This window comes from Burkholderia sp. ABCPW 14, assembly GCF_001523835.1.
Taxonomy (GTDB): domain Bacteria; phylum Pseudomonadota; class Gammaproteobacteria; order Burkholderiales; family Burkholderiaceae; genus Burkholderia; species Burkholderia mayonis.
Genome location: NZ_LOVS01000130.1, coordinates 1 through 19,527, shown reverse-complemented (window position 1 = coordinate 19,527; position 19,527 = coordinate 1). Strand labels below are relative to the sequence as shown.

21 protein-coding genes and 2 pseudogenes are annotated in these 19,527 nt (G+C 62.8%); 18 read left to right on the top strand and 5 right to left on the bottom strand.

Going from position 1 to position 19,527, the window contains the following annotated elements:
* Positions 1 to 221 (top strand): cytochrome c biogenesis protein CcsA (ccsA, locus tag WS62_RS19775; protein ID WP_197422879.1); only part of this gene is annotated, 221 nt, incomplete at its 5' end.
* Positions 222 to 384: 163 nt separating this feature from the next.
* The gene (locus tag WS62_RS19770) at positions 385 to 894 is read left to right on the top strand and encodes a hypothetical protein (RefSeq protein WP_066484097.1); all 510 of its coding nucleotides are present in this window, start codon (positions 385 to 387) and stop codon (positions 892 to 894) included.
* Positions 895 to 1,012: 118 nt separating this feature from the next.
* Here the strand turns inward: WS62_RS19770 and WS62_RS19765 are convergent, their stop codons facing one another.
* Positions 1,013 to 1,651, bottom strand: coding sequence for a lytic transglycosylase domain-containing protein (locus WS62_RS19765; protein WP_066574230.1), 639 nt, complete (start codon positions 1,649 to 1,651; stop codon positions 1,013 to 1,015).
* A gap of 617 nt (positions 1,652 to 2,268) precedes the next feature.
* Between WS62_RS19765 and WS62_RS19760 the strand changes: the two genes are divergently transcribed.
* Complete coding sequence (locus WS62_RS19760) at positions 2,269 to 2,928, top strand: response regulator (RefSeq protein WP_442855094.1); 660 nt, start codon at positions 2,269 to 2,271, stop codon at positions 2,926 to 2,928.
* A gap of 79 nt (positions 2,929 to 3,007) precedes the next feature.
* Here the strand turns inward: WS62_RS19760 and WS62_RS19755 are convergent, their stop codons facing one another.
* A complete protein-coding gene (locus tag WS62_RS19755) occupies positions 3,008 to 4,141 on the bottom strand; it encodes a sensor histidine kinase (RefSeq protein WP_066574225.1) in 1,134 nt (377 codons plus the stop codon).
* A gap of 373 nt (positions 4,142 to 4,514) precedes the next feature.
* Here WS62_RS19755 and WS62_RS19750 point away from each other — a divergent pair, with 373 nt between their 5' ends.
* From WS62_RS19750 to WS62_RS36685, 14 genes are all read left to right on the top strand, one after another.
* Positions 4,515 to 5,084: an SCO family protein gene (locus WS62_RS19750; RefSeq protein ID WP_231748356.1), complete on the top strand. Its 570-nt coding sequence runs from the start codon at positions 4,515 to 4,517 to the stop codon at positions 5,082 to 5,084.
* 27 nt (positions 5,085 to 5,111) lie between these two features.
* Positions 5,112 to 5,771 carry a response regulator gene (locus WS62_RS19745; RefSeq protein WP_231748353.1) on the top strand — a complete coding sequence of 220 codons (660 nt, stop codon included), beginning with the start codon at positions 5,112 to 5,114 and terminating at the stop codon, positions 5,769 to 5,771.
* Positions 5,772 to 6,017: 246 nt separating this feature from the next.
* Complete coding sequence (gene gspG / locus WS62_RS19740; protein ID WP_226383489.1) at positions 6,018 to 6,416, top strand: type II secretion system major pseudopilin GspG; 399 nt, start codon at positions 6,018 to 6,020, stop codon at positions 6,414 to 6,416.
* A gap of 38 nt (positions 6,417 to 6,454) precedes the next feature.
* Positions 6,455 to 7,657, top strand: a complete 1,203-nt coding sequence (locus tag WS62_RS19735; RefSeq protein WP_066574221.1) for a type II secretion system F family protein — start codon at positions 6,455 to 6,457, stop codon at positions 7,655 to 7,657.
* A 17-nt stretch (positions 7,658 to 7,674) separates the two neighbouring features.
* Positions 7,675 to 9,387 (top strand): GspE/PulE family protein, encoded by a 1,713-nt coding sequence (locus WS62_RS19730; protein WP_066574218.1) that lies wholly within the window; start codon positions 7,675 to 7,677, stop codon positions 9,385 to 9,387.
* On the top strand, positions 9,380 to 10,243 hold the full coding sequence (locus WS62_RS19725) for a hypothetical protein (RefSeq protein ID WP_082721116.1): 864 nt from the start codon (positions 9,380 to 9,382) through the stop codon (positions 10,241 to 10,243). The genes WS62_RS19730 and WS62_RS19725 overlap by 8 nt, the downstream gene beginning before the upstream one ends.
* Positions 10,240 to 10,770 (top strand): hypothetical protein, encoded by a 531-nt coding sequence (locus WS62_RS19720; RefSeq protein WP_066574208.1) that lies wholly within the window; start codon positions 10,240 to 10,242, stop codon positions 10,768 to 10,770. Before WS62_RS19725 ends, WS62_RS19720 begins: the two co-directional genes overlap by 4 nt.
* Positions 10,767 to 11,333: a hypothetical protein gene (locus WS62_RS19715; protein WP_066574206.1), complete on the top strand. Its 567-nt coding sequence runs from the start codon at positions 10,767 to 10,769 to the stop codon at positions 11,331 to 11,333. The genes WS62_RS19720 and WS62_RS19715 overlap by 4 nt, the downstream gene beginning before the upstream one ends.
* Positions 11,330 to 11,923: a hypothetical protein gene (locus WS62_RS19710; RefSeq protein WP_066574204.1), complete on the top strand. Its 594-nt coding sequence runs from the start codon at positions 11,330 to 11,332 to the stop codon at positions 11,921 to 11,923. Before WS62_RS19715 ends, WS62_RS19710 begins: the two co-directional genes overlap by 4 nt.
* Before the next feature lie 123 nt (positions 11,924 to 12,046).
* A complete protein-coding gene (locus WS62_RS19705) occupies positions 12,047 to 14,233 on the top strand; it encodes a secretin N-terminal domain-containing protein (protein WP_231748352.1) in 2,187 nt (728 codons plus the stop codon).
* A 12-nt stretch (positions 14,234 to 14,245) separates the two neighbouring features.
* A complete protein-coding gene (locus WS62_RS19700) occupies positions 14,246 to 14,782 on the top strand; it encodes a type II secretion system protein (protein WP_442855093.1) in 537 nt (178 codons plus the stop codon).
* Between the two features lie 9 nt (positions 14,783 to 14,791).
* A complete protein-coding gene (locus WS62_RS19695) occupies positions 14,792 to 15,181 on the top strand; it encodes a type IV pilin protein (RefSeq protein ID WP_066574199.1) in 390 nt (129 codons plus the stop codon).
* A 95-nt stretch (positions 15,182 to 15,276) separates the two neighbouring features.
* A complete protein-coding gene (locus WS62_RS19690) occupies positions 15,277 to 15,744 on the top strand; it encodes a type II secretion system protein (RefSeq protein WP_066574196.1) in 468 nt (155 codons plus the stop codon).
* 733 nt (positions 15,745 to 16,477) lie between these two features.
* Positions 16,478 to 16,990, top strand: a complete 513-nt coding sequence (locus WS62_RS36685) for an activator protein (RefSeq protein WP_156441056.1) — start codon at positions 16,478 to 16,480, stop codon at positions 16,988 to 16,990.
* A 240-nt stretch (positions 16,991 to 17,230) separates the two neighbouring features.
* On the opposite strand, the pseudogene WS62_RS34280 reads toward WS62_RS36685, so the two are convergent.
* The 3 genes and pseudogenes from WS62_RS34280 to WS62_RS19675 form a co-directional block, all read right to left on the bottom strand.
* A pseudogene (locus tag WS62_RS34280) lies at positions 17,231 to 17,518 on the bottom strand (ISKra4-like element ISBusp5 family transposase); the annotation flags it as partial.
* A gap of 193 nt (positions 17,519 to 17,711) precedes the next feature.
* The gene (locus tag WS62_RS19680) at positions 17,712 to 18,149 is read right to left on the bottom strand and encodes a hypothetical protein (RefSeq protein ID WP_066574195.1); all 438 of its coding nucleotides are present in this window, start codon (positions 18,147 to 18,149) and stop codon (positions 17,712 to 17,714) included.
* A 14-nt stretch (positions 18,150 to 18,163) separates the two neighbouring features.
* A complete protein-coding gene (locus WS62_RS19675) occupies positions 18,164 to 18,991 on the bottom strand; it encodes a winged helix-turn-helix domain-containing protein (protein ID WP_066574190.1) in 828 nt (275 codons plus the stop codon).
* Between the two features lie 423 nt (positions 18,992 to 19,414).
* Between WS62_RS19675 and WS62_RS36680 the strand changes: the two are divergent.
* Positions 19,415 to 19,527: pseudogene (locus tag WS62_RS36680) on the top strand (IS5/IS1182 family transposase); the annotation flags it as partial.

Genomic DNA, 19,527 nt, shown 5'->3' with positions numbered 1-19,527 from the left:
CGGCCGAGGCGTGGGGCGGCTACTGGAGCTGGGATCCGAAGGAAACCTGGGCGCTCATCGTGTGGCTGAACTACGCGGCGTGGCTGCACATGCGTCTGATGAAAGGGCTGCGCGGCGCGGTCGCCGCATGGTGGGCGCTGACCGGTCTCCTCGTCACGACGTTCGCGTTCCTCGGCGTCAATATGTTCCTGTCCGGCTTGCACAGTTACGGCAAGCTGTAACGCGAGCATCTGCGCGGCCTCGCCTGTCGCGGTGCGGCGGGACGCAGATAGCGGGGCTCTCCCCATGCATTTCCTCGGCGCCTCCTACTTCTTCCGGCTTTCGAGCCCGGCGAGAATATTTTGACATCCGGATTTTTCCGGATTCTCGGTGGGGGATGCTGCCATGAGACGGATATATTTTCTGCTTCCCAATACGCAATGCGCGCGGAGCATTGTCGACGAACTTCTGCTGCAGCGGATCGAGTGGCGACACATCCACGTGATCGCCAACGAGAAGGTGCCGCTCGAGGATTTGCCTGAGGCGACGCTGGCGCAGCGCAGCGATCTGCTTCCGGCGCTTGCGCGCGGCACGGCGACGGGTTGCGTCACCGGGATGCTGGCCGGTCTCGTCGCATTGGCGTTTCCGCCCTCGGGATTGACGATCGCAGGCGGGGCGGTCGTCGCGATCACCCTCGCGGGCGCCGGGTTCGGCGCGTGGACGGCGACGATGATCGGCGTCGACGTGCCGAATACTCGCCTCAGGCGCTTCGAAGCGGCGATCGAGCAGGGCGAATTGCTGATGATGATCGACGTCGCCCGGGACCGTATCGAGGAAATCGAACACATGGTGAAACTTCATCACGCGGAAGCGGACATTCAGGGCTCCGATCCGACCATTCCCGCATTTCCGTGACGTGCGCGCCGGTTGTTGCGAGAGGCGGCGACGCTGCGCCGCACAGGAGCGCGCAATTGATCGCGCCGTCATGCCTCCGACGACGCGATTCGGCATTGCCGTGCGCGACGGGGCGAAGCTAATTGGATGCGAGGAGCTTTCGATAACGCGTCATGACCTGCGGGACATACTGGCGCGTTTCCGGGAACGAGGGCACCCGATAGCCGGCGCGGATCACCGCATTTTCGCCGGCGTTATAGGCGGCTAACGCGAGTTCGATATCGCCCTTGAAGAGATCGAGGAGGAGGCGCAAATACCGGGCACCCGTCAGCACATTATCCCGGGGATTGAACATGTCCGCGGCGGAAAAGCGCTTCGCCGTTTCCGGCATCAACTGCATCAATCCTCTTGCTCCTTTCTTTGAGAAGGCTCTCGGATTGTATTGGGATTCGACGTCGATCACCGCGCGCAGCAGTTCGGGTTGAATGCGAAAAGTGCGACTGGCTTCTTCGATCACGTCCGCGAACATCGATGCTTTCGCGTCAACGGCCGCTCTGGCGCTCATGCGCTTCATATCGAACCGTGGAGGCGGCAAAGCGCTGGCGACGATGACGTGCAGGCGCGCGTTGCCCGGCAGGTTTGTCAGCACAACCGCACCGGTCGGGTCGACTGCGCCGAAGATCTCCGCGTTTACCTGTACGGGAAACATCGTGCCGAACACGATGCACGCAATGGCGATTGCGTCCAGGCCCGGCAGAGATGTATGGCGGCAGCGCATATTCACGTTCTCCTTGGTCGGGATTCTGGGATATGGAAAGACGTATTCGCAATGGGGCAACTCCCTACACGTTCGCGTCGCGGGCGACGGCGGTTGAATGGTTATGCAAAAATGTTACATCTGTCATATCCAGTAAACTTTGACTAACTTTCATTTTCCGGCTTTCCACATTCACTGCGGAAAATCATTTCTGCTTTCCGCGCTCCGGTAGCGAATCCCATTCGAATTGGCGCACTCGAATATGCGGTGCACACTTTATCCGTATTGCTACTCATCCCGCGATTCCGGCAAAGCGTTCAGTTTTGAAACGTTTGGCCGCATGCCGCCGCGCACTCGACGTTTGCCTTTGATTGGAATATCGATTAGCGCTTGCCTGCGACGCGCTGGCGCGAACCTTGCGATCAACGGAACAGCGGCGTTTGATTGACGGACGCGTGAAGGCGATATCCCACGATTCGATGGCGCGAGGACGATAGGGGCTACGGCGGGGCGCCGTACCACGGTTGAGCCTGTCCCGTCGAAACCAGGACGATCGCGGCTTGGGGGAAGATGTGAACATCAAACATCGTATTGTGATCGTCGAGGACCACGATCTGCTGCGAAGCGGTCTGCGTTCGATGTTGTGCACGCAGGGCGATTACGACGTCGTCGGCGAGGCGAGGGACGGCAAGGAAGCTTGCCATCTGGCGATGACGCTCAACCCCGAACTCATGCTGATGGATCTGTCGATGCGCGGCATGAACGGGATCGACGCCAGCGCGGCGATCAAGCGACGGGCCCCGAACATGCGAATCGTGGTGCTCTCCGTTCACCAGAACGAAGAATACGTGCGTGAGGCGTTGCGGGCCGGAGTCGACGGCTATGTGCTGAAGGACGTGTCATTCGAAGACCTGCTGACTGCGATGCGCGCGGTCATGCAGGGCAAGAGGCACCTGAGCACCGAAGTGTACGGTTATATGGTCGATTCGTTTGTCACGGGGCGTGAAGTGCCTGCACCCAAGAAGGCATGGGACGTCCTGACCGCGCGCGAACGCAGCGTGATGAAGCTGATCGCGGAAGGGCGCACGAACAGGCAGGTGGGGCTGTACCTGAATCTCAGCCCGAAGACGATCGAGAAATATCGCGCGAGCATGATGCACAAGCTCAATATCGCGAACGTGACCGAATTGATCCTCGTCGCCATCAACATGGGCCTCTTGACCTCGATGGCCGAGAAATGTTCGCAGCCGAATGCCGACGATGCGCCGGGCCGCTGGCCGGCCAAAGCGGGACGCTAGGCGCGGTTCGACACGGATGAAGCGTTGCCTGTGCATCGGACGAAAGGAGCGGCGCGACGAATCCGAGTCGAACGGCGCCCTAGAGCGGCCAGACCGCGGAAACCCGCGTTCCGCTCGAGCCGGACGAATGGATGGAAAACACGCCGCCGTGCGACTCGACCCGATGCTGCATGCCGACGAGGCCGAGGCCCGACGCGCACGCGTCTTCCGACGACAGCAAACGGCTCGCATAGCCAATGCCGTTATCCTGAATCGTGAGTGCGAGGCCGTCCGCGCGGCGCGCGAGGCCGACGACGATCTCCGTGGCCGACGCATGCCTGACGGTATTGTTCAACGCTTCCTGGGCGACCCGGAAGATGTCGGCCTTCAGGTACTCGGGGATTTCATCGTCATCGTCGTCGCAGTTGAACGTGACCGACAGATGCTCCGCGCCGAGCTCGACGCGCCGGCACAGCGAATCCAATGCCGCGGGAAGGCCCAGTCGGTCGAGCATCGACGGGCGCAACTCGGCGCATGTCCGCCGCACGTCGTCGATCGTTTCGCGGATTCTGAGCACGGTCGTATCCAGAAGCTTGGCCGCCCCGTCGACCTGTCCGCAACGTAGCCGCATCAGTGCTTCCTCGGCCATCAATTTGACCAGCGTAAGCGTCTGGCCGAGGCCATCATGCAGTTCCGCGGCGAGGCGGCGACGTTCTACCTGCTGGCCCATGCTCAGGTGCGCCAGGCGGTCACGTGCATGCGCATCGGAATGCGGCTTCGCGTCCGCGGAGCGCTGATCGAGCGCGAGCGGTTCCTCGAAGAGCGTCAGCAACGCACGGTGCCGGCTGTCTTCCGTGCATATTGATTGCAGGCGAAGCAGAAACGGCGTCGGATGCCCGGTCCGGCCGCTCAGCATCGTTTCGAAAGAGCGAAATTCGCAGTGCGCGCTTGCGGACAACTCGGCGGCGAGCGCCACGTGAACGGCGTCGGGCGCCATGTCGGTCAGATGCTTGCCGATGAGATCCGCGTTGGTGTAGCCCAGCAGCGCCGCGGCACAGCGATTGGCCGATAAGAACGTTCCGTCCCAAGCAAGAACGGCGAGCGCCGCGCCGCGCGCATCGGTCACGCAACCGGTGCTCGTTTCGGCTGGCCGGGCTGCGGCGCGAAGCTTGCGCGTCGCATCGATCAGGTCGAGTAACCTGATCCGCAATCCCTCGGGCTGGCTGGCATCCATGAGCATTCCCGGCGCAAAGAGACTTGATGGAATCGTGAGCCTGGCTTTGATTGTAGGCTGCGGCAAGCATCCGTCGCAACGGGGCATCTACTGAGTCGACGCATGGGAATGGCCCCGACTGTCGATGGGGGCGTATCCCTCGGGCGGATATGCACTCATGCAAATTGGGGGAACTCATCCGGTGACGCCGGAAGGCAAATTCCCGACACTGATCGCGCAAGACGTCGGCCGCCGCGGGGTAGCCGGCGCATACCGAGCGTCGAGCGATCGACCCTCTAACATGACTCCGGAGATTGCGATGAGAGCGATTATCAAACGCACGATCAATGCGGTGCTGTTCATTGGCATCGCCGGATTCGCCGGGCCCGCCGCCATGCATGCCGTTGCCGAGGACGCCGCCGATCACGCCGATCCGCTCGCGCAGCATCACCACCACATGATGCCGGGTACGGTTCGCTCGACCGTGAATTACTCGCTGCCCCCCGTGCAACTGGTGAGAGACGACGGCAAGACTGTTTCGCTGGTCGATGAATTGAACGATGGGCGGCCCGTGGTCCTGACCTTCATCTACACCAGTTGCACGACGGTCTGCCCGATGATCAGCAAGACGTTCGAAGAACTGCAAAGCGAGCTCGGCAGCGACCGGGACAAAGTGCATCTCGTGTCGATTTCGATCGATCCGGAGGAAGACACCCCGCAACGGCTGAAGTCGTACGCAGCTCGATTCGACGCCGGCCCGGAGTGGCAGCACTATACCGGCACGGTCGAGGCCAGCGTCGCGACGCAACGCGCGTTCAACGTTTATCGGGGCGACAAGATGAATCACACTCCGGTTGCGTTTTTGCGCGCGGCGCCCGGAAAGCCGTGGCTGCGCATCGACGGTTTCGCGACGCCGACGGAATTGCTGAGCGCCTACCGCGATCTCGTCGCATCCAGCGAGTGAGCGCGCACCGTTTGAGGAGCGGCGGCGGTGAGAAAATATCGCGTGCTGATCGCGGAGGACCAGCTTCTGCTGCGCCGCGGCCTTCGCCGCATGATCTCCGAACTGCGCGATTACCGTGTCGACGGCGAGGCGAGCGACGGGCTCGAGGCATGCCGCATCGCCATCGCGACGTTGCCCGACCTGGTCTTGATGGATCTGTCGATGCCGTGCAAGAGCGGATTCGAAGCGATCGCCGCCATCAAGACGCGTGCGCCGTGGATACGGATTGTCGTGCTCACCGTTCATCATAGCGACGAGCACGTGCGGGAGGCGCTGGCCGCAGGCGCCGACGGCTACGTGACCAAGGACGCGTCATTCGAGGATCTGGTCGTCGAGATGCGCGTCGTGATGCAGGGCGCGCGCGGCGAAAGCCCGAGTGCATACAGCGGGCGGGCCGTCGCGCCGATTCCTTTTCCGGGCACGCCGAAGCAGGCGCAGATATTCAATTCGCTGACCAGCCGCGAACGCACGGTGATGCGGCTCGTCGTCGAGGGGAACACCAATCGGCAGATCGGCGAGCACCTGCAACTCAGTTCGAAGACGGTCGAGAAGCATCGCGCAAGCCTGATGCGCAAGCTCGGCGCCGCGAACCTGACCGCGCTCGTGCGCGCGGCGATCGACATGGGCGTGCTCACGCTGCCGGGCTAGGGCGGCGGACGTCGCCGCATCTCGCGGGCGCTGCGCAACTGGAGGGCGTTTACCCACGCCTTTGGACGGCTCTCCCTACTTCTTGTCGGTATCGGCCTGAACAAGAATACGTATAACGGCTTCGGCGGTGCCGAAGCGGGGCGTCGATACAAGGGGAAAGCCGTGCACAACGCATTGTCCTGGTTCGGGGCGGGCACGTCCCCACATTCGCGGCGCGGCGCGCGACTTGCACGCGAGGCGCGCCGCATCAGCGGCTTTACCCTGCTCGAACTGCTCGTCGTCATGGTCATCATCGGCCTGCTGGCGGGGCTCGTCGCGCCACGATATTTCGAGCAGGTCGGCAAATCGAATACGAAGATTGCGCGTGCGCAGATCGTGTCGCTCGGGCAGGCGCTCGATCAATACCGGCTCGATGTCGGCTCCTATCCGACAACCGAAGAAGGGCTTCAGGCGCTCGTCGCCAAGCCTTCGGACGCAACGCGCTGGAGCGGCCCGTATCTGCAGAAGGCGGTGCCGGTGGACCCGTGGGATCGCCCATATCAGTACCGCTCGCCTGGCGAGCACGGCGACTACGACCTGTATTCGCTGGGCAAGGACGGGCGCGGCGGCGGCGTTGGCGAGAACACGACCGTGTCCTCATGGTAGCGGTGCGAGCGGTTGGCTGTCTGAAGAGGGGAGGCGACGTGAAGTACGTAGTGCGTGTCTTCGATGCCGGTGGATCGGTCCAGACGGTTTGCATCGACAGCGATTCCTCGGGAACGGCGGCGGCGCTCGCACGATCTCGCGGCTTTCGTGTCGTCTCGGTGCGTGCCGATGCGGGAGGCGGGCGTCATGCGCTGCGCTGGTCGGCGATGCCGGGCGCGGCGTTCAATGTCGACCTGTTTGCTCGCGAGCTCGCTGCGTTGCTCGACGCGGGCGTCGGCGTCATCGATGCATTGCGTACGCTCGGCGGCAATGAGCGCCGCGAGGCGTCCGCGCAGGTGTACCGCGATCTCCTGCGGCAACTAGAGGAAGGGCAGTCGTTGTCCGCCGCGCTCGAGCACGCGAGTCACGTCTTTCCGGCGCTGCTCGTCGCGTGCGTGAAGGCCAGCGAACAAACCGGCGGGCTCGCGGTCAGCCTGACCCGCTATTCGCGCAACAGCGCGACACTGCGCGAGCTGCGCGCGCGCGTGGTGTCCGCCGCGATCTACCCGTCCGTGTTGCTGCTGGTCGGCGCGGCCGTCGTGCTGTTTCTGCTGGGTTTCGTCGTGCCGCGGTTTGCGACGCTCCTCGAGCACAGCGGACGGCAACTGCCGCTGCTGTCGCGATGGCTGATGGCGTGGGGCGGCATGGTGCACGCGCACGGAGGCGAACTGGCCGCCGGACTCGCCGTGCTCGCCGTCGCGGCCGCTCTGTCGCTGCATCGGCGCCCGGTGCGGATCTGGATCGCCGATCGCATGCTGACGTTGCCCGGCATCGGCGAGCGCTTTCGCGTGTTCCGCCAGTCGCAGTTCTTTCGAACGACCGCCATGCTCGTCGACGGCGGCATTCCCGCCGTCCGCGCCTTCGATCTCGCGCATGGGCTCGTGGGCCGCGCCGACCACATCGCGCTTTCCTGCGCGCTGCAACAGGTGCGCAACGGCGCGAGGATCTCGGATGCGTTTCTGCAGGCGGGACTGGCCGACGCGATTGCCTACCGGCTGCTGACGGTCGCGGAGAAGACGGGCCGCCTCGGCCCTGTTCTCGACAGGATCGCGGCGTTTCAGGAAGCGCAGGTGTCCAGAACGATCGACCTGATTTCGCGCTTGATCGAACCCGCAATGATGATCTTGATCGGCGTCGTCATCGGCGGAATTGTCGTACTGATGTACATGCCGATCTTCGAAATCGCATCGAGCATTCAGTGAGCGTTCAGGGAACCGCCATGGATACCGTCAGCACGCCATCGGAGGGCGTCGGCACCGAGTTGCGCGACTTGCTTCGCGCCCTCGGCGAGCGGCATGGGTCCGGCATTCGCGCGGTGGAGGAATTGGGCGCGGAACTGGCGCTGGGCGCGGACGAGCTGCGCGCGCAACTCGCCGCGCATTTCCGGATGAGATCGATCGACATGCGCGAACTGAATCGACTCGAGCCGGATTTCGACGCGCTCTCGTTCGTCGAGGCTGCGACCCGGCTGTGCGTGTGCTTTCGGGACGGGCCCGACGGTGATCGCCTGTTGTTCGTGATCGCCGATCCGCTCGATGCGCGCACGCGCGGATGCATCGAGCACCGGATGCGCGCGCGGCCCACCATGCAATACGGCTGGGCGCTCGCGAGCGCCGGAGATCTCAACGCGTATCTGGCCATCCGCGAAAAGGATGTCCGCGCGATGGATTCGCTTGCGTTCGACAATTCGATTCAGAACTCGGCGGATCCGTCGTCGCTTGCGCTGACGTTGCGGGGCATCAGCAACGACGACAGTCCGGTCGTCAGGTTGCTCAACTCGACGATCTACGACGCGCTGAAAATGATGGCGAGCGATATTCATCTCGAATGCCGAGCGAACGGACTGGTGATCAAGTGCCGCGTGGACGGCGTGCTGACCGTGGTGGCTCGAGTGGAGGGGCGCGACGTGGCGGACCAGGTGCTGTCGCGCGTGAAGGTGATCGCCGAATTGGACATCGCGGAGCGCCGCGTGCCGCAGGACGGGCGCTTCAAGGCGCAGTACGCGGGCCGCGATATCGATTTCCGCGTGTCGGTGATGCCGAACCAGTTCGGCGAGGATGCGGTGCTGCGCATTCTGGACCGCTATCAATTGTCGCAGACGGCGGGCGGACTGACGCTCGAGGCATTGGGCTTTCAGCCGGCCGATACGCGCTTCATGCGCTCGGTCGCGTCGATGCCATACGGCATGCTGCTCGTGACGGGGCCGACCGGAAGCGGCAAGACGACGACGCTATACGCGATTCTCACCGAGATCAACAACGGGCTCGAGAAGATCGTCACGATCGAGGATCCGGTCGAATATCAACTGGGCGACATTCTGCAAATTCCGGTCAACGAAGCGAAGGGGCTGACGTTCGCGCGCGGACTGCGTTCGATTTTGCGGCACGATCCGGACAAGATCATGGTCGGCGAAATCCGCGATCCGGAGACTGCGCAAATCGCGGTGCAGGCGGCGCTCACCGGTCACCAGGTCTTCACTACCGTGCATGCGAACAACGTGTTCGATGTGATGGGCCGCTTTACGAACATGCAGGTCGATTCGTACAGCTTCGTATCGGCGCTCAACGGCGTGGTGGCGCAGCGACTGCTGCGGCAATGCTGTCCGGATTGCGCGACCGACGCCCCGGTCGACGCCGACTCGCTCGTGCGCTCCGGCATCGACCCGGACGGCGCGGGCGGCTATCTCTTTCGTTGCGGCGCGGGTTGCGCGGCGTGCCGCGGCAGCGGCTATCGCGGGCGCCGGGCGATCGCCGAGGCGCTGCGGATGAACGACGAATTGCGGCAATTGCTGTCGGAGCGCGCGCCGCTCGGACAGATCAAGGCGGCGGCGATGCGGTACGGCATGCAGACGCTGCGCAACGCCGCGGTCCAACTTGCGATTCGCGGCGAAACGACACTCGAGGAGATCAACCGTGTCACGATGGTTGAATGAACCGATCGCGGTGGGCGTCGGCACGCGCGAGATCGTCGTCGGCGCCCGCGGGTCCCGATTCGCGCGCCTGCGCAAGTTGCGCGAGTTGGCGTCCGCCGTCGAGCCGGTGCGTGCGAGTATTCGCGACGATCTGAGATTGACCGAGGCGGGCCTGCTCGACGCATTGCGCGCCGCGCTCGACGCGCATGCCGAAAAAACGGATCAGGGCAGGGTATCGAAGCGCGACGCACGTCTGGTGCTGGACGATTTCTGGGGCGACCATGCGATATTGCACGGCGACTTTCGCAGGATGAACCGCGCCGAACTCGTGGAGATCGTGCTTGCCCACTTCGCCGATACCCGCGGGGACGACGGCGGGACATTGCTGGTGCGATTCAGCGTTCGGCGCGGCGGCCGGGTGCTGTTTGCGAGCGCGATATCGCGTGCGTTGCACGACGGCATTCTCGAAATGAGCGCGCTTGCGCACGTCGGAATCAGCCGCTTGACGCTGTGCCTGCCGCATATGCTCGACCGCGTCGGCGTCGAGACAGGAAAAGGCAACGCGCTGTTGATGTTCGTGTCGGATGAACTGATGCAGACGGTCATCAGCGAATCGGGCAACTGGGTTGCCTATGACGCGCAGCGTCTTTTCTCTGCCGATGTGGGAGACGCATCGCGACTCGCCGTCATGGCCGAGCAGATGTTCGAGCGATCCGCGACAAAAGCGGGCCTGACACGCGAGGGCTGCCGCGTTTATCTGTTCGGCAACGAGATCGACGTTGCGCCGTTCGAAGCACGCTTCGCAGCGGCGATCCGGCCGGTACGTCCCTCCGCCGCGCATTCGCCCGCTGAGCGACTGATGGAGAGTGCGCAATGACCTCGCGTCTCAATATCGACTTCAGCGGCCGCCGCATTCGCATCGCGGCGCACGGCGTGATCCTGCTGTGCGTTGTGGGCGCGATGTTCGTCGCGAGCGGCCGGCAACTGTGGCGCGCATACAGCGAAAACGAACGCGCGCAGGCGGAACTGGACATCGCGCAGCATCGTTCGCTTCCGGAGAAGCGGGTGACGAAGGCGCAGCCGACGCCGGCGGCGAAGCTCGCGGAAAGACAAGGCCAGGCGATCTTGCGTGAGTTGACCGTGCCGTGGCAAGACCTCTTCGCAATCGTCGAAGACTATCCGGATCACGACGTCGCATTGATCGGCATCGATCAGAACCCGGCGGAAGGCCGAATCCGCATCACGGCCGAGGCGAAGGATCTCGACGCGATGATCGCGTACCTGAAGTATCTGCAGAAAAGCGCGCTGCTGAGGGAGGCCGTGCTCAACGAGCATCTGATCGAGGCGAATGTCCCGGGCAAGCCGGTGCGGTTCCAGATTACCGCGATCTGGAGGAAATCATGAACGCGGACCGGCTGCGCGACATGCTGCTGACGCTGCGTTTCGAGACGCGGCGGGTGTTCGGCTTGCCGGGCCTCGTGGGCGTGCTGATGCTGAGCGTAGCCGTGGCGATGGAGGTGGCGATGACCGGCGTGAAGTCCGATACGCGCGAGTTGCGCGCGTCCGCGCAGCTCGCCCGGACGGCGAGCACGCATTCGTCGGCCAATGGCGGCGGCGCGGCGGCGAATGCGCCGGCGGTCGCTGCGTCGCCGGACTGGTTCCCGGAGTTTGCGCAGAGCGCGGACGATATTGCGTCGATATTCGCAGCGGCGTCCGACAGTAGTCTGACGATCGGGGCTGCCGAATATCAGGTCGCGGCCGATCCCGGCGCGCATTTCACCCGCTATCAAGTGCTGCTGCCCGTCAAGGATCGGTACGGCACGATCCGGCGTTTTCTCGCGTCGGTCCTGAATGACGTGCCGAATGCGGCGCTACAGGAGATCCATGTCGAGCGTCCGTCGGTGGACGGCAACGTGCTCGACGCGCGAGTCCGCATCGAGCTCATCTATCGGGCAGCGCGGCCATGAAACTCGCTCTCGTCAAACGTGTGCCGGCGTTCGCGATCCTCGGGATCGCCATGGCATGGACCGGCTATCGCGTACAAATGGCCGCGATGCGGCCGCACGCACCGATCGCCGCGGCGGGCGATGGCGCACGCGCGATCGGCTCGCGGGCGCAGCCGGTGCTGGCGGCACGCCAGTCGTCGCGGCTGGCGGCGCTTCCCGCCGCGCTTGGCGACGCGGCCGGCACGGTGCCGACGATACGGTCTACGAAGCTTGCCGAGCTGCGCCCGCCGCTTTCTGTCGACTCGGCTCGCAATCCGTTCGCCGCTTCGTCGTGGCTGCCGCCTCTACCCGAAGTACCGCCCGCACCGGCGGTGCGGCCGGCGCCGCCCACACCGCCGCCGTTGCCGTTCGCCTATGTCGGAGGACTGGATCAGAAAGCGGCGAAGCCCCGAGCGTTTCTCAGCAATGCAGATCAGTTGCTGATCGTGTCGCCGGGCGACGTTGTCGACGGCCAGTACCGCGTGGAATCCATTTCGGATACCGACGTGGTGCTGACCTATCTGCCGCTGAATCAGCGGCAGGTCATAGCCGTTCCAAGCGAAGGAAAGTAGATGAAGATCGCACGCAGACCGGGGGCAGGCCGTAGCGGGGACGGCGGCCCATCGACACACCTCGCGCCCTTTGTCCCGCTCCGCGATTCATTTTCCGCCGCCCGGTGGGCAACGAACAGGCGCATGCTTGCAACTGTCGCGTCGATGCTCGCGCTCGGCGGTTGCGCACACGGCTTGGACCCGACCGACGCCGCCGGAAAACTCGAGGTGATGCACGAGCGCAACAGCATGGCCGACGCGCTGCTCGACCAGGCCGATGCATTGCGCTTGCGCTCGGAATTCGATGCGGCGGAACTGAAGCTCTATGCAGCCAGCAAGATTGATCCCACCAGCGAACGGGCGCGCAAGATCGGCGCGCTGATCGAACAGGATCGCCGGGATCTCGCGATCCTGCACGAAGCGGAACGGATGATGCATCGAGGCTCATATGGATTGGCGGCCGAGCGCGTGCATCGCGTGCTGCTGGAGAATCCGACGAATGCGCTCGCGCAAAAAATGTCGAAGGAACTCGACGAAAAGCGCAGGCAGCAGCGGGCGGCGAAGGAGGACACGCTTGCCGCATCGTCCATCATGCACACGCCGGTCACGCTGCAGTTTCGTGACGCCAACGTGCGGATGGTCTTCGAGGCGCTGTCGCGAACGTCGGGCCTGAACGTCATCTTCGATCGCGATGTCCGCGCCGACCTGAAGACGACGATATTCGTCACGAATGCGTCGCTGCAGGACACCGTCGACATGATCCTGATGCAGAATCAGCTCGACAAGAAGCAGCTCAGCGCGAACACGCTGTTCATCTACCCGGCGACTCCGGCCAAGCAGCTCGAATATCAGGAGTTGAAGGTTCGCACATTCCAGTTGTCGAACGTCGAGGCGAAGCAGATCCAGTCGCTGCTGAAGAGCCTGCTGAAGATCAAGGAAGTCGTGATCGACGAGCACGCGAACACCGTGACGATTCGCGCGACGCCGGACACCATACGGGTCGCCGAGGAGATGATCGCCGCGCAGGATTTGCCGGAGCCGGAAGTGATGCTGGAGTTGGAGGTGATGGAAGTGTCGCATGACCGAATGAGCGATCTCGGCATCGAATGGCCGAATTCGGTCACGGCGTCGACGCCGAATTCGGTGAGCACCTGGGGTGCGCTGCACCATCTTCCCGTCAATGCGTTGAACGTCAGCGGCCTGTCCGCGACCGCGAATTTCAAGCTCACCGACACCGATGCGAATCTTCTCGCGAGTCCGCGCATCCGGACGCGCAACAAGGAGAAGGCGAAGATTCTGATCGGCGACAAGGTGCCGGTGATATCGAGCTCGAGCACGCCGAGCACGAGCGGCCCGTCGTATGCGCAAATGATTCAGTATCTCGACGTCGGCATCAAGCTCGAAGTCGAGCCGCAGGTCTACCGGGACGGCGACGTCGGCATCAAGCTGAATCTCGAGGTCAGCAACATCACGAAGACGATCTCGAGCAGCAATTCGCAGACGGGGTTGAATTCGCTCGCTTACCAGATCGGCACGCGCAGCGCGTCGACGAGCCTGCGCTTGCGCGATGGCGAAAGCCAGATTCTCGGCGGCCTGATCTCGGACGAAGACCGCAGGACGGCCGACAAGGTGCCCGGTCTCGGCCAGTTGCCGGTCCTCGGACGCCTGTTCTCGGACCACAACGGCGACCACATGAAATCCGAAATCGTGCTGCAGATCACGCCGCACATCATCCGCCCGCAACTCGCGGCCGACGCGGATACGCAGGAAGTCTGGTCCGGCACCGACGTCAACGTGCACGCCGACCAGCTCCGGCTCGATCCCGTCGCCTCGGTTGCGCAGGCGTCCGCTGCAACGCCGGCGCAAGGCGTCGTCGGCGAACGCAAGATCGGCAGGAGCAAAGTCGGCGGGGGCAAGGTCGATGGCGGCTCGGCGCCCGCCGGCGACACGAGCGCGGGCTCGGCCGCGAACGGTTCGGCGGTGCCGCCGTCGACCGGGGCGTTTGGGCTGCCGCCGCCGGCGCCGCGCACGACGCCGCCGCCCGAGCCCTACGGCGGACGTTTCTCGCCGCCGCCTGCCTTGCCCGCGGCGCAGCCGAGCGCAGACGCGCCGCAGGCGGAACGGCCGGCCGGCGACGCGGCGCCGGGGCCGGGCGCCACTGTGACGCCGGTGCCCACGCCTGCCGCGGCGCCAACGACGCCAGCGCCTGCACCCGCTGCACCCGCACCCGCACCCGCACCCGCACCCGCACCCGCACCGTCGAATTTGCAGATGCCGCCGGGCGACATGCCCAGCGACAATCCGCTCCATCCAATTCAGAGCGGGTACTGAGCCGTGGCTGCCGTGACGAACGTGCGTGCTTCGCACCTTGCGACGCGCCCCGGTCAGCGGGGATTCACGTTGATCGAACTGGTGATCACGCTGGCGCTCGTCGGCATTCTCGCGCTTGCGATCGTGCCGTTCTCCGAATTGATCGTGCAGCGTCAGAAGGAACAGCAATTGAGCACTGCGCTGCGCGATATCCGCACGGCGCTCGACGCATACAAGGAGGCGAGTGACGCCGGGTTGATCGACAAGGAGGCGGACGCATCGGGGTATCCGCCGTCGCTGACCGTGCTCGTGACAGGCGTGAAGAATGCGCGGGATCCGAATGGCGGTCTGCTGATGTTCCTGCGCAGCGTGCCGCGCGATCCGTTTTTCGGCGGCGAGCCGGAGATCGCGGCCGAGGACACGTGGGACACGAGAGCCTATGGCGAGCCGCCGGCTACGGCCGCAGCCGATGCGCAACCGGAAAATTCGTCGACCAGCAAGGACGTGTTCGACGTATCGTCGAAATCCGGTCGCATCGGCCTCAACGGCATTCCGTACACACAATGGTGACCGGACATCATGCAACCCGCTCATATTCGCCGATCTTGCGGTTTTACGCTGATCGAACTGGTCGTCGTGATGGCGATCATCGGCCTGCTTCTGACGATCGCCCTGCCACGCTACATGCACAGCATCGAGCGCGGCAAGGAGCAAGTCAGGCAGCAGAACGTGTCCGTGATGCGCGACGCGATCGACAAATATTACGGCGACAACGGGAAATATCCGGAAACGCTCGATGAACTGGTGACGAAGCACTACCTGCGCGCGGTTCCGGTCGATCCGGTCAACGACGACGACAAATGGGCGGTGATCGCGTCTCCGGACGAAACCCAGCAGGGCGTCTACGATGTCGCGCCCGCGAGCGGTGTTCAAGGCGCGCTCGCGCACGCAGACGGGGCGGCGAAATGAGCCGTTCCGCTTATTCGTCACGCCGTCGAGCGCAGGCGAGGCCCGGTGGAGGGCGGCGCTGCGGGTTCGGCGGACCGCGTCAGCGCGGGCTCGTCATGCTCGCGCTACTGATTGCGCTGATGCTGATGTCGGTTGCGTTGGCGGGCGCGCTCGACGTATGGTCACTGCAGCGTCGGCGCGAACAGGAAAGGCAGTTGCTGTTCGCCGGAGATCAATACCGGCTGGCGATTCTGCGGTTTTACCGCGTTGGCCGCGTGTATCCGGCCTCCGTCGACGACTTGCTGAATGACACGCGCTTTCCGGCGCCGATGCATCATCTGCGCCGAATCTACCCGGATCCGATCACCGGCAGGACCGACTGGCTGTCCTTGCGGCTGGGCGATCGGATCTACGGCGTCTACAGCCATTCGGACGCGCCGACCATCAAGCGCTCCGGGTTTCCGAGACGGTATCAGGAATTCGAGAACGAGCAGACGTATCAGGGATGGAAGTTTCTCTACCTGGCCGCGGGGCTGCGCGCCGCGCCGTCGGTGGCGAGCGGGGCGGGCATTCGCCCGCGATAGCGGGCCGACGGAGACCCAGTCCGCCGCGAAGGACGGGCCGGAACTCCGTTGCATGGATAACCAGAGTTGTGGCGGTCAAAGGACCTGCGCCGGGAATGGCGTGCAACGACTGCATCTGAACGTTGTCCTGTGGTATTGCTACCAAACGTCGCTCAATCCGTTCGATATCTCCTTGCAAGCTCGCAAGTTGGCGCCTCCACAAAATCCAGGGCGGTTCATTTCTTCATGACAAGGTTTCATCCGCGGCCTTGCCACTGTCTTTACAGTGGGCTACTTCGGTGGGGAAACGCCATCAAGACGCGCTTCATCACAGCCGCCGACCTGATGATGCAACTGGCTGCGGCGCGCCAACAGAATCCGATAAAAATATCCATCCATTTGTTTAAGGTATTGCCTTCCCAGGTCATATTGCTTTTAACAAATTTAATTTATATCAACATCGCCAATTTATACAAGCCGTCTTTCCGTGTCACGCTGTCAGCGCGGCATTGAGGTTGATAGCAGTTAATCATGCATGACGGTTGCCCGTCGATATTCTCTTCGACGGATGGACTGACCAATGCCGCTGAAGCGACTCTTGTATGGCGCATCTCCATGCGCCACGGTGACTGAATAGGTTTCCATCCCGTTGCATCGTGTTTTCGTCAAAACTCCGCGGGATATTTTTTCATCGTTCGCATCGATTCAGATGAATTCCCGTGTCGATAAGCAGCATCTTCTAAAGGAATATCTAATGAACTATCCGGCATCCAAATTCCTTGCTTGCATTCGACTGTCTTTCCTATTCGCCGTCGGTTCGGCCCATGCAGCCGTCGTGACGCCGCCAGGGCCCGCCGGCGCCCCGATTCCGTTCACCGCAAGCGGTCCAGCCACGGTGAGTAAGGCCGGCATCCCAATCGGTTGTACGATCGTCTTTGCGGGCACCATCGACGGCGCCGGAAAAGTATCGGTCACGAGCGCGGCATTCAGCGGATCGGCACTCTGCAAAGTCGTCAAAGCGAATGCCACCGCAACATCGCCTTGGACGGGCCAAGTCGATAACCCGATGCAATTGACTATCGACAACGTCCTGGTGAACGTGGCGGCGCCCTTTGTCGGCGGACAATGCGGTCCGAGTCGGGTCACCGCGCAGATTCGCGAAACCGACGGGGAAACCACGATCGGATTGAGCAACGTGGCGCTTTCCGGAGGCTGCGCGATCTCGGGCGCATTGACAACCACTCCGTACCTGCACGTGACGCACTAGGCACAATCGATACGGTCGAGGTTACAGCGGTCGCCGACTCGAATGCGCTGCGCAAACGACGCGCATTCGAGGGCGCTGGTGCAAATAGGTGAAATTGTGCCGAAGGCTGCCTGGCCAGGCAGCCTTCTTCATGGGATGAGCACGGCGCTCCGGATCAAGGGCGGAGTCCCGTCTTCGAGGCGCAGGTGGCCGAGGGCAAACTGCGCCTTGCGGATGCGATGCTGTTGAAGGAAGCCGTTTAAAGGCCTGGGATGATCTTTGCCAGGGCCATGACAAGCGACGCCGTCCAATCCACGGAAACTGCCGCCGAGCGAGTTCGTGGAATTCCTGGTTCAGAAGGGCAACGCGCACTAGCACCGCACTGTGGGTTCCCGCGCAACTCCAGCGCATTTGTTGGCTCTTGCCCATCCGACGGCCCACTCTCCGATTGATCGACGATTCGACGAAGCTGGTCGAGATGCGCAGGCCGATGCGCTGCCGGATGCGATAGTCGATCAGAGACTCGAGATTGCTTTGGAGGTAATTGACCTGCGGTGAACCAGACTAAATCTGAGGTCCCCTCGGTTTTTCGCGTTCCACCGGCCCCGGATTATGCCGCGGCGTCCTTGGCCTGCTGAGCTTTGACCCAGTCGCGAAGGAACCGCGCTGGACATCGGGCCGCAATGGGAGAGCAGCCGATTGTCGGCGACGTCGATTCACGGCCGATGACGCGAAGCCGGAATCAAGGCTCTGCGATGCACATGCCGGCGCGATCGTCACCTGTCTCGACAATCCATGCGTTCGATGCAAGCTTACGAAAACGCAGATCGATTTCGTCCCCGACGTCCGGTAGCGCGGACGGCAGCGGATGTGACGCCGCGCTGTCGCTCGCCGTATAGGCGACGTGGTTCACGCGATACAGCAGCGCGCCGTCGCCTCTGAAAAGCGTTTGTAGCGAGCAACTGCGATCGATGGACAGGTTCACGTTCTCTTGCTCGAAGCAGCCCGACACGTGCACGCGGCGAACGTCGAGCCAGAACGACGTCGTCAGGACAGCCTGACGCGTCACGCCGTTCTTGCTCAGTACCAAGCGCGGCTGACGGATCACGCATTTGCTTCGCGGCAGGTCGCGATACGCACCGACAGTGACATACCAGGCCGTCCATCCGGTCAACATCACTATGCACAGCGCGATTAGTTGCTCTTTTCGATGAAATAGGATTGACACAGTTCAGGTGTTTTGTAGATTGATTCCGGACATACCGCCAGCCAGTCGTTCGATCCCAGTTCGATTTCGTAGACGAAGCTGCCCTTGGGCGGTTTGACGTCGATGGCTTTTAGCAAGTCGGGCTGGTTCATGCGGCCGTCGGAGAAATAGTGAATGCCGTCGGTGGTTTGTGCGAAGCGAAACCGGAAAGTGTTGTCGGGGTGTCGGAATGTTTGCCACGTGAGCACGCCGGCCCATGCCGCAAGCATCACGTAGATCGCGAGGTACGCTGCGCGGCGGCGCGGCGATCGGACGTTCGCTGCACGCGCGACAGGGCGTCTGGCTTGCGTCGCGTCGAATGGCGGCCCGACCGGTTCCGCGCGGTGCAGTACTGCTTCCGGCGCAATCGGCGCACCGGAGTGTGCGCGAGTATCGGACGAGGCGGCGCGCGGCTTCGGCGGAGCGGGCGCTGCGTACACGTCCGCCGCAGGCTGCGAATCGTCGAGCGGCTCGGCAAACCCGACGAATCTGAGGCCGAGCCGCGGTAGGGTCTTTACTTGCGTCGACGCGATGCCCTGCTCATCGAGCTTGACACGCAGCGCGCGCACAAGCTGGTGATAACTGCCTTCCGTGACGAAGAGCCCCTTGCTCTCCCAGATTTGCTCGATCACCGCCTGCTTGCTGGCCGTGCCCAGCATCAAGATGGAAAGCAGCTCAGTTTCGTTGGCGGTAAGTGTAGTGACGATGTCGCCGCGAGAAAGCGTCATCGCCTGACTATCGAATACGACACAGCCGTCGATGCAGTACTTGCTCAAAATATAGAATTTCTCACTATCTGAAAAGTCATTCGAAGGCAATGTGAATCGCCGCGTATGGGCCTACTCGAGCGAACGGCGCAATGAATTGCGTATCGCAAGTATTTGATTTCGAGTACTGACCAAATGGGACGCAGGCGGACGCCGCGCCGTTGAGTGGCAACTGCATCAATCTGTCGAGAAGTATGGTTGAAGTGAGCGGCGTGCGGCGCTCAAGTGGTTGGTTATCCTGACGTAATTGGGAAACCCCGGCATCATGCATTGATTGCATTATCTTTTTTTAAATTGTTTTAATCAACTATTTAAAAAATGCGCTTGATTGTGCACCTTATGCTTAGAAGCTGTTGCGAAATTAAGTTTCGGGTCTGTTAACTTTTCCGACTTGGTGTTAACTTCCTGTCTTGTTTTTCCTGACAGGAAGCGATGCCTAAAGAACTTGTAGACGACAAATTGTGGTCACTCATCGAGCCGCTGCTGCCTGCTCGAGCACCACGCAATCGCCGGTACGCAGGCCGCAAGCCGACACCCGACCGCGC

Coding starts and splice junctions, on each gene's coding strand:
- WS62_RS19770 (WP_066484097.1), top strand. CDS start 385: ATGAGACGGATATATTTTCTGCTTCCCAATACGCAATGCGCGCGGAGC.
- WS62_RS19765 (WP_066574230.1), bottom strand. CDS start 1,651: ATGCGCTGCCGCCATACATCTCTGCCGGGCCTGGACGCAATCGCCATT.
- WS62_RS19760 (WP_442855094.1), top strand. CDS start 2,269: ATGTTGTGCACGCAGGGCGATTACGACGTCGTCGGCGAGGCGAGGGAC.
- WS62_RS19755 (WP_066574225.1), bottom strand. CDS start 4,141: ATGGATGCCAGCCAGCCCGAGGGATTGCGGATCAGGTTACTCGACCTG.
- WS62_RS19750 (WP_231748356.1), top strand. CDS start 4,515: ATGCATGCCGTTGCCGAGGACGCCGCCGATCACGCCGATCCGCTCGCG.
- WS62_RS19730 (WP_066574218.1), top strand. CDS start 7,675: ATGGATACCGTCAGCACGCCATCGGAGGGCGTCGGCACCGAGTTGCGC.
- WS62_RS19720 (WP_066574208.1), top strand. CDS start 10,240: ATGACCTCGCGTCTCAATATCGACTTCAGCGGCCGCCGCATTCGCATC.
- WS62_RS19715 (WP_066574206.1), top strand. CDS start 10,767: ATGAACGCGGACCGGCTGCGCGACATGCTGCTGACGCTGCGTTTCGAG.
- WS62_RS19710 (WP_066574204.1), top strand. CDS start 11,330: ATGAAACTCGCTCTCGTCAAACGTGTGCCGGCGTTCGCGATCCTCGGG.
- WS62_RS19705 (WP_231748352.1), top strand. CDS start 12,047: ATGCTTGCAACTGTCGCGTCGATGCTCGCGCTCGGCGGTTGCGCACAC.
- WS62_RS19695 (WP_066574199.1), top strand. CDS start 14,792: ATGCAACCCGCTCATATTCGCCGATCTTGCGGTTTTACGCTGATCGAA.
- WS62_RS19690 (WP_066574196.1), top strand. CDS start 15,277: ATGCTCGCGCTACTGATTGCGCTGATGCTGATGTCGGTTGCGTTGGCG.
- WS62_RS36685 (WP_156441056.1), top strand. CDS start 16,478: ATGAACTATCCGGCATCCAAATTCCTTGCTTGCATTCGACTGTCTTTC.